The sequence below is a fragment of the Lachnoanaerobaculum sp. genome (genome assembly GCF_057250505.1).
Genome location: NZ_DBHIEQ010000048.1, coordinates 1 through 8,763, shown reverse-complemented (window position 1 = coordinate 8,763; position 8,763 = coordinate 1). Strand labels below are relative to the sequence as shown.

10 protein-coding genes are annotated in these 8,763 nt (G+C 36.3%); 8 read left to right on the top strand and 2 right to left on the bottom strand.

What is annotated here, in order from left to right:
- Positions 1–85 precede the first annotated feature (85 nt).
- From ACO6FI_RS12735 to ACO6FI_RS12715, 5 genes are all read left to right on the top strand, one after another.
- Positions 86–631, top strand: a complete 546-nt coding sequence (locus tag ACO6FI_RS12735) for a hypothetical protein (protein ID WP_485457659.1) — start codon at positions 86–88, stop codon at positions 629–631.
- Between the two features lie 63 nt (positions 632–694).
- Positions 695–1,285 carry a sensor histidine kinase gene (locus ACO6FI_RS12730; protein WP_485457658.1) on the top strand — a complete coding sequence of 197 codons (591 nt, stop codon included), beginning with the start codon at positions 695–697 and terminating at the stop codon, positions 1,283–1,285.
- Between the two features lie 456 nt (positions 1,286–1,741).
- On the top strand, positions 1,742–1,915 hold the full coding sequence (locus tag ACO6FI_RS12725) for a hypothetical protein (RefSeq protein ID WP_485457657.1): 174 nt from the start codon (positions 1,742–1,744) through the stop codon (positions 1,913–1,915).
- 6 nt (positions 1,916–1,921) lie between these two features.
- Positions 1,922–3,118: an APC family permease gene (locus ACO6FI_RS12720; protein WP_485457660.1), complete on the top strand. Its 1,197-nt coding sequence runs from the start codon at positions 1,922–1,924 to the stop codon at positions 3,116–3,118.
- Positions 3,119–3,203: 85 nt separating this feature from the next.
- Positions 3,204–4,421: a MalY/PatB family protein gene (locus ACO6FI_RS12715; protein ID WP_485457656.1), complete on the top strand. Its 1,218-nt coding sequence runs from the start codon at positions 3,204–3,206 to the stop codon at positions 4,419–4,421.
- Positions 4,422–4,543: 122 nt separating this feature from the next.
- On the opposite strand, the gene ACO6FI_RS12710 is transcribed toward ACO6FI_RS12715, so the two are convergent.
- Positions 4,544–5,251, bottom strand: coding sequence for a helix-turn-helix domain-containing protein (locus ACO6FI_RS12710; RefSeq protein WP_008749942.1), 708 nt, complete (start codon positions 5,249–5,251; stop codon positions 4,544–4,546).
- Between the two features lie 577 nt (positions 5,252–5,828).
- Between ACO6FI_RS12710 and ACO6FI_RS12705 the strand changes: the two genes are divergently transcribed.
- The 3 genes from ACO6FI_RS12705 to ACO6FI_RS12695 all read left to right on the top strand — a co-directional run bounded on the left by ACO6FI_RS12705 (position 5,829) and on the right by ACO6FI_RS12695 (position 7,995).
- A complete protein-coding gene (locus tag ACO6FI_RS12705; RefSeq protein WP_008754411.1) occupies positions 5,829–6,287 on the top strand; it encodes an 8-oxo-dGTP diphosphatase in 459 nt (152 codons plus the stop codon).
- Between the two features lie 84 nt (positions 6,288–6,371).
- Complete coding sequence (locus ACO6FI_RS12700; RefSeq protein WP_485457655.1) at positions 6,372–7,448, top strand: AAC(3) family N-acetyltransferase; 1,077 nt, start codon at positions 6,372–6,374, stop codon at positions 7,446–7,448.
- A 61-nt stretch (positions 7,449–7,509) separates the two neighbouring features.
- Complete coding sequence (locus ACO6FI_RS12695) at positions 7,510–7,995, top strand: flavodoxin (RefSeq protein ID WP_008752690.1); 486 nt, start codon at positions 7,510–7,512, stop codon at positions 7,993–7,995.
- A 452-nt stretch (positions 7,996–8,447) separates the two neighbouring features.
- Here ACO6FI_RS12695 and ACO6FI_RS12690 read toward each other — a convergent pair.
- On the bottom strand, positions 8,448–8,763 hold a 316-nt coding region (locus ACO6FI_RS12690; RefSeq protein WP_485457654.1), incomplete at its 5' end, for a transposase.

Here is an 8,763-nt window from a genome sequence, read left to right as displayed (position 1 = left end):
TTTTTTATTCACTTGATAAGTGAAAAGCAATATTTAGTTAAAATATAGTAATAATATGTCTTTCAGCCACTTTCATGGCGTTGACATGAATAATCTAGGATTAATTATCCTGGTAATAATGACAATATTTGCATTATTATTTATAGATTTAATTCTTTACGGCATTGTTATGTATAAAAGCGCTCTTTCATTATATTATCCTAAGGTCAATATAATGGAAAATCTTTTATTTGAGGAGGGAAAGTATAAGCTCTCAGATGAGGCGGTGGAAAGCCTTAGGGAAAGAGGAGAGTTTGCAATGCTTTTGGATAATTCAGGAAATATTTTATGGAGTGAAGATCTGCCAAAGGAACTTGAAAAGGAATATACACTTCAGGATGTGGCAAGGTTTACAAGGTATTATTTGAATGATTATCAAGTACATACCTATGTAGTGAGTCCGGGGCTTTTGGTGGTGGGATATAGGAATAAAAATATTTGGAAATATACATTAGAATATTATGAGGATTCTTTGCTGCTGTCAATTAAGATGACACCGTTTCTTATTTTGGGGAATGTGGTGCTTTTAATTATAATTTCCCTGGGACTTTACAGAAGGCAAATCAGACAAAGGGAAGAAGAAAGGGTGTAATGGATTACCGGAGTCTCCCATGATATTCGCACTCCCTTAGCTATAATACTGGGAAATGCCGGAATGATAATGGGAGAAAGCAAAGATTATGAAGTAAGAAAAAGGGCTGAAATTATTGAAAAGCAGGGGATAAGATGTCGTACACTTGTGGAGAATTTAAATTTTTTAAATAAACTGGACTACGGAAGTGTAAAGTTTGAAAAAAAGAATATCCAAATAAGTACATTACTGAGAAAGTGTGTCACTCAGATTTTAAATGCATTGGAAGAGGATGTTTTTAACTTTGAATTGGATATTGACGAGTCTCTTCAAAAAGAGTGCTTCTTAATAAACGAAGACTTTACAGAAAGGGCAATTATTAACCTTTTAAATAATTCAATAAAGCATAATCCCAAGGGCTGCAATATTCAAATCAAATTATATAAAAATGAAAAAAACGCCATAGTGCTGAGTGTGGAAGATAATGGAGCGGGAGTTTCAAGAGAGCTTTTAAAAAAGCTGAATAAAAAAAGTTATGAAACGGAAAGAAGTGAAGGAAATCACGGGCTGGGATTAAAAATAGTAAAGCAGGTGGCAAGCCGTCATAAATGGAAAATATCCTTTCATGAGGGGGAGATGGGAGGATTTGTTTGTGAGATGATTTTAAAAAATTAGGGGAAACGGTGTTGGCATGGGAAATGCCGAATTGTACTATAATGAGGAGGGAATTGATTAGATATCACAAGCTTATTACTTTGAAAGTCCTGTTGCCGTCAGGCAGCTTGAATTCAAGTGTGCCCCCATACCCCCACTTTTGCCGTGGGTGGTGCACATTGGATGTGCATGTAGGGTTACTATGATTATATAGTCTTTGCGAGTTGAGCGGCCATATTTATTTATTATAAATTGATTTTTTTACATAAGTTTCTGGATATTTTGTCTTTCTTGATTTTATTTAATAAAATATAGTTTTTTTTCTCATGAGAAGAATTTTTTAAAGAAAAAATTTCGTTTAAAGAGATTTTACTCTTTTTGCAATAAGTTTTTTTCACATATATAATGTTTATTACAAAGAGTGCTGCGCAGTACATTCTTAGAGATATGATTTTTCATTTCCATAAGGAGGCAAAATTGAATAAGGAAACTTCTAAAAAAATTGGACTATGGAATGTTGTCGGTCTGGGAGTTGGCGGTGCCGTGGGTTCAGGAATTTTTATTACATTGGGCACAGCTATTGCCAGTACAGGTCGTTCAATTCTTCCGATGACTGTTATATGTGTATTTTATATGCTGTTGGCTTACTAGTATAATCTGGCACTTTCAGGTATCTTTATTGTAAATGGAGGAGACTACAGCATGAAGGGTATGCTTCTTCCACCTATTTTAATCGGCTACGGAGGCTGGACGAATGTGATTTGGGCATTCGGATTTACCGGATATGCTTTAGGACTGACAAGTTATCTTAGCAGTCTTTGGCCTGTACTTGGTGAACATGGGAAACTGACAAGTGCTGCTATATTAACTTTGTTTTTTCTGCTCTCAATTAAAGGAAATAGAATTGTTGCATTATTTCAAAATGCTGCAACGATATTTTTAATAGGAGCATTAATGCTTTTTGTTATACTTGGAATCCCCAAAGTGGATATAAATAACTTTTTTGATATGAGTTATGATGGCGGATTTTTTCATAACGGGTTTTTTGGAGTTATAAATGCAATTGCAATCATGGGATGGGCATGTCAAGGAACTACAATGGGGCCGGTGGGAGTTATTCCCATAACAAAAAATCCTAAGCGAACAATTCCCATGGGTATTTTAATAACATGTGTTGTGGTTTCTATAATATATGGATTGATGTCATTTGCCGCTGCCGGAGTCCTTCCATATGATGAGGTTGCAGGGCAAAATTTGTCAGTTACTGCATCGGTAATTATGCCTAAGGGGATGTTTGCTTATTTTGTGTTAGGCGGAGGAGTTTGCGCAATAGTTTCTTCGTTTCTTGCTGTATTAGCCATGATTAGAGAACCTATTGCACATATGGCCGATGATGGATGGTTGCCTGCCATCTTTAAAGAAAAAACTGCTGACGGATATCCTAAATACTGCTTTTTGATGGTTTATATTATTGCATTGGTTCCCATATTAACCGGAATGAGCGTAAATAATGCAATTTCCATGCTGATGATTCCCAGTATGCTGATTAATGCATTCTTGAATGTGTATTGTATTACTATACCGAGAAAATATCCTAAACAATTTGAGAAAAGGTCTATAAAGTGCCCGGCGGTAATATATGACATTTGCTGTATTTTAGGAGGAATCTGTGCTCTTATAGTAGCTTCCACATTATTTGGCGGGCTTACAATTTATGATATGATTACAGCTGCCGCTATAATATTGATTCCGCTTCTATTTTCTGCAATTGCTTTGAAAAAGGGAGCTGTTTCAAAAGAGAGCCTGGATAAGCGCAGAGAAGAAATTGTAAAAGAAGCATTACTTGAGGAATAGCAGAGCAGATGTTGTTTTTACACCTATTATCATACAAGTATTGTTTCGGGAAATATTAATAATTGGGCAGAATAAGGAGGTTTAAATGTATAACTTTGATGAAATAATTGATCGGAGAAATACCAATTGTTTGAATACAGACGGTTTTAGAGGATATATTTTTCATGCGGAGCCTGAAAAGAAATTTCCGTATAAAGATGAAGAATTTGTGCGTATGTGGGTGGCTGATATGGAATTTGCTGTTGCTGCACCGATTCTTGAGGCATTGAGAGAAAGAATCGACAGAAAAATATTCGGGTATACAGGAGTATATGATGACAGCTACTATCAGTCATTTAAAAAGTGGTGTGAAGATCATTATAAGTGGTCATTTCCTAAAGATGAGCTCTGCTTTTCACCGGGGATTATACCGGCAATGTATCAACTGGTGGAAACTTTATTGACCAAAAATGAGAAGGTACTTGTTAATACCCCTTCTTATGGTTATTTTCTCCATGCGGCAGAGTATTCAGGAGTGGAAGTGCTTCAGTCTCCTTTAAAAAAAAATAAAAATGGCAGATTTGTATTGGACTATGAAAATTTTGAAAAACAATGTGCAGATCCTGCCTGTAAATTAGTATTTTGGTGTAACCCCCATAATCCGACAGGAAGAGTGTGGACAGAGGAAGAACTGAGGCGTTGCGGAGAAATTATGATGCAATATAATCTTTGGGTTATATCTGATGAGATTCATTGTGATTTAATCAGGCAAGGCAAGCAACATATCCCGATGGCTAAGGTGCTTGATAATTATCCTAAACTTATTACATGTATGGCACCAAGTAAAACCTTCAATCTTGCAGGGCTTGCATTTTCAAATATTATAATAAGGGATCCGCAGCTTAGAGAAATTTTTAAAAATCGTGATAAACTTTTCGGAATGGTAAACCCGATGTCTCTTGTGGCGGCAAAGGCGGCTTATGACCGAGGTGGTGAATGGCATGAGGAGTTAAAAATATACTTAGACAAAAATTTTGAGTTTGTAAAGGAATATCTGAGTACAAATCTTCCGGAGGCCGTAATGGGAATCTCCGAGGCAACTTATCTGGCTTGGGTTGATTTATCAGCTTTATTACCGGATGTAAAAGACCTTCCCGGATTTTTTGCGAATAATGCAGGAGTACTTTTAGAGGGAGGAAACAGCCTTTTTGTAGGAAATGCGGATGGATATATTCGTTTGAACCTTGCGATGCCACAAGCAATAATAAAGACAGGACTTGAGAGAATCTGCAAATCCATTGAAGAATATAAAAATAAGATATGATTTTTTAGGGGGAATTTTTAATCCCCCCTGCCGATATTACGGCAAGGGAGGTATAAGGAAATTACAGTATGTGAGAAATTCCGCTACCGAGCTAAGAGAATGCATAAATTTAAAACTATAAATTAGAAAACACAGAAAAAATTATAGTATTTTAAATTTTGATAATCTTCTTTACTTACCTTTAGAAGTTGAACCAGCTCTTTATCCTCTTTAAGAGCCTTTTTTGAAAAAAGCATTTTTAAGGCAACAGGCATTAAAGGACGGCTGGAAACTCCATTCCAAAGTCCCCATTTAACTTCGGCATCTAAAAAAGAAGCTAAAATTTGTATGCTGGCTTTTTCAGTTGGAGTATCCTGGTTGGTTACCTCCAGTAAAGTCATGGTATCATAGTGCTCCATAAATCCCCAATAGGTATTTTCTGATTTATGATAATTATTCAAATCGGAACAGTTCATATACATAGCAACTTCATAGCTGTTAACGTCGCTATTACGAATAATGTCAATGACGGAACGATTTATTTTTTTATTGCGACCATCATAAAAATATGCATAGAATTGCTCAATATTTTGGAAAAAACCGGGATTTATTCTTTTATTGTTAAAAGAAAATTCTTTGTTTTTTCTGTATAAAAGTTGCTCCGCTTGAATGCCGAGAGCGTCAGAAATATCATAGAGGGTATCTACATCCAACACAATATCTCCTTTTTCATATTTTGACAAAGTTGCCCTGCTTTTATTAATTCTTTCAGCCAATTCTTCAATGGTCAGTGCTTTGGATTGTCTGAATTGACGAATCAGACTTCCTATTTTTCTGCTTGCTTCACCCATAAATATTTATCACCTTGTTGTTTATTCTACAGTTCTTGTTATATATAATAAGTAGTGTATAAGAACATGATTATCTTAGGTATTAGTGTGGTGTTGTAGTTAGTTAAATAACTCCGGAAGAATAAATTAAATACAATTAATATTATAATGCTTTGAAGTTATTTATATTGATAATAAATATATTTTAATCAAATTTTTGAGAATTGACAAGTTTATAATATACAAAAAAAAGTTTTAGGCAATTATGACGGCTTAAAGTATAAAGAGGGAAGGCTTACACTTTCGCCCTATGAGTTTGTGTCGTTGAGGAAAGAAGGCTAAATATAAAAACACTGAGATTTGAAAGGTTCAAGTTTCAGTGTTTTTTAATTGCATACTATAGTGGGATCCACAGGAAATTATAGAAGCATCTTTAAGGTATATTTATAGTACATGTAAAAGAGTATAATAAATTTGTAAAAAAAAGAAGCATGTTGTAGCTTATGGTGGTATGATTATGAGGAATAAATAAAGGAACAATCAATGATGTAAAGTAAATGATGAAGCCTTTTGTAAGAAAAACTATTGGAGAATATAAATGAGCAGAAGATCTGAAATAGAATTAACAAATTTATGCCTGATATATCAGGGGAGTAAGATACTGGTGCAGGAGAAGGTGGGTACAAGGTATCCCGGAGGTCTGGTGTTTCCCGGAGGGCATGTGGAGGAGGGGGAATCTTTGACAGAGTCGGTTATAAGAGAAATGAGAGAGGAGACCGGACTTTTAATTGAAAATCCCATACCCTGCGGTTTTAAAGACTGGATAATGGAGGACGGCATAAGATATCTGGTGCTTTTATATAAAACGGATAAGTTCACCGGAGAACTTAAATCCTCTAAAGAGGGCAGAGTATTTTGGCTTGACCGCTCACAGGTAAATGAGGCAAATCTGATTTGGAATATGAGAGAGCTTCTTGAGATTTTTGACTCCGACAGATACAGTGAATTCTTTTTTAAGATAAAGAACGGGAAGTACAGGGGGGATTTGCTGGGGTAGCTATGGGAAAATGCAAAGCATTGTACATGGTTTAAATATTAAAGAAGTGTAAAAAACAAAGTCTGTGGATAATATGGAGGAAATATGATAAAGATTTATGGAAGCCCGATGTGCCCTGACTGCATTTGCTGCAAAGAGGCCTTTGATAAAGAGGGAATAAAGTATGAGTTTATTGATATTAACAGTAACCTGAAATTATTTAAGGAGTTTTTAAAGCTTAGGGACAGTTCTCCGGTTTTTGATATTTGCAAGGAAAAAGGATATATAGGTATTCCGGCAATTGTGTCTGAAGATGGAAAAATAAGCCTTGATACAGAGAAATATTTAGCTGAAATAAAAGGGACAAATGTTAAGGTCATTGAAGATACGGAGCCTGATAACCGGCCTGTTACCAAAGAGGAAATAGTAAAGGCGCTTACTGAAATCGAACTGACAAGAGCTGATAATGTTATGGTACATGCTTCCCTCAGTAAGCTTGGCTATGTATGTGGAGGGGCACAGACAGTTATAGAGGCGATTATGGAGGTGGTGGGAGATGAGGGAAGCATTATGATGCCCGCTCAGTCATGGAAAAACCTTGATCCCGATGCGGGGGTACATTGGACTGTGGGCAGGAAGTATTGGCAGATTATAAGGGATAACTGGCCGGCATATGATAAAAAGCTTACCCCCACCAATACAATGGGTGCGGTGGCTGAAATGTTTCGCCTGTGGGAAGGCACTGTCAGAAGCGATCATCCGGCAAGATCGGTTGCGGCATGGGGAAAGAATGCCCTGTATTTAACAAAAAATCATGACCTGTCAGACATTTTAGGCAAGGCTTCACCGGTGGGGAGACTGTATGAACTTGACGGAAAGGTGCTTTTAATAGGTGTGGGCTATGATAAGAACACCTCACTTCATCTGGCGGATACTGTTGCAAATTATGGAGGGAAGCATAATGTGACTGAGCACAGTGCGGTCATGGAAGAGGGTAAAAGGGTGTGGAAAGCCTATGAAACTTTGTATGTGAACGGAGAGGACTTTAATGAAATCGGAGAGGCCTTTGAAAGGGAGAGAGATGTAAAAAAAGTTAAATTGGGAAATTGTGAAATTAGATTAATGAGGCAAAGGGATTTGGTGGACTTTGCAAAGAAATGGATTGAAGAAAACAGAAGATGATAAAGTCTTTATAGAAAATATAAATTTTAACAGCCGATGGCTGAAGAAGGGATAAAGTACAATGATTGAGAAAAAGATATTGGTAACATATTTTACTGCCAGTGAGGGCAGGGTTACAGAGAGGGTGGCAAAAAATCTGGCGGCTGCCGTAAGTGGAGATATTTTTGAAATAGCGGCCAAGGACAGGTATACAAAGGCGGATATAAACTGGGTAAATCCACTGTCCCGTTGTAATAAGGAAAAGCTTGGAAAAAAGGATGTGGAAATCGCCGGTAAATTGCAAAATATACAGGACTATGATTTGATTTTAATAGGTTTTCCGGTGTGGTACGGAGGAGCCCCCAATATTATAAATACATTTTTAAAGGGATATGACTTTTCCGGCAAAAAGATTGCCCTGTTTGCCACATCAGGAGGCGGAGGAATGGGAAGAAGTAAGGAGAAGCTGCAGTCACTTTTACCGAATGCAAGGATAATGGGTGCGAAGCTTTTTAAGATAAAGGCAGGCTCTGATGAGATGAGAGCCTGGGTGGAGGAAATGCAGTAAAATCCTAAATTAGTATATTGTGCAATCCATAGACTGTATGATAGAATAATCGTGTTAATAAAATATTCAACCTAAAAAAATAAAAAAGATAGGATATGATAGATAAAATAAATAAAAAAGTTATCTTTAGAGTAGGCTTTATTAACATATAAAGAAGATTTGCGGAAGTTGGATGATGGTGCATAATAACGAGACTTTATGCTTAAGGGTATAATAAAGCATTGGATATAGAAGCAGAGGGCTTAGGATTAAGCTGCTCTGCTTTTTTTTGAGCAAAATTATAAAAGATTCTGAATTATTTACGACACAATATTTAAATTAAGTACCGTGCTATAAATCTTTAAACTTAATCCATGACGCTGTAACTGACTTAATACACCTAAAAATGGGTGGACTTCCCCTAGGTAAGGTTTACAAGTAGTTATCAAGCTATCAAGGTTCATTATTAGTTGTTATTCAAGCTGTATACATAGCTTGCTGATATTGGATAGGGTCTCATAGAACTCATCCTTATATGGGCAACTGCTACACAGCTTGAATGTTATATACCTTGCTGAACGAATTACTTTTGCAGCAATCTTTAGCAGTTTTAGACGGACAGTATCAATGCGTTGTTTTCGCATATTTGCAGATAATGCCAATCGCCTAAACCAATTAAATATGTTATAAGCAAGTGCATGTATTTGAAGCCTGTTAGCATTTACAATTCTTGTATGACTGCTGACAGAAGCAAAGTCAAAACCTGTTTTACTTTCCTTTATGAAGTTT

Coding starts and splice junctions, on each gene's coding strand:
- ACO6FI_RS12735 (WP_485457659.1), top strand. CDS start 86: ATGAATAATCTAGGATTAATTATCCTGGTAATAATGACAATATTTGCA.
- ACO6FI_RS12730 (WP_485457658.1), top strand. CDS start 695: ATGATAATGGGAGAAAGCAAAGATTATGAAGTAAGAAAAAGGGCTGAA.
- ACO6FI_RS12715 (WP_485457656.1), top strand. CDS start 3,204: ATGTATAACTTTGATGAAATAATTGATCGGAGAAATACCAATTGTTTG.
- ACO6FI_RS12710 (WP_008749942.1), bottom strand. CDS start 5,251: ATGGGTGAAGCAAGCAGAAAAATAGGAAGTCTGATTCGTCAATTCAGA.
- ACO6FI_RS12705 (WP_008754411.1), top strand. CDS start 5,829: ATGAGCAGAAGATCTGAAATAGAATTAACAAATTTATGCCTGATATAT.
- ACO6FI_RS12700 (WP_485457655.1), top strand. CDS start 6,372: ATGATAAAGATTTATGGAAGCCCGATGTGCCCTGACTGCATTTGCTGC.
- ACO6FI_RS12695 (WP_008752690.1), top strand. CDS start 7,510: ATGATTGAGAAAAAGATATTGGTAACATATTTTACTGCCAGTGAGGGC.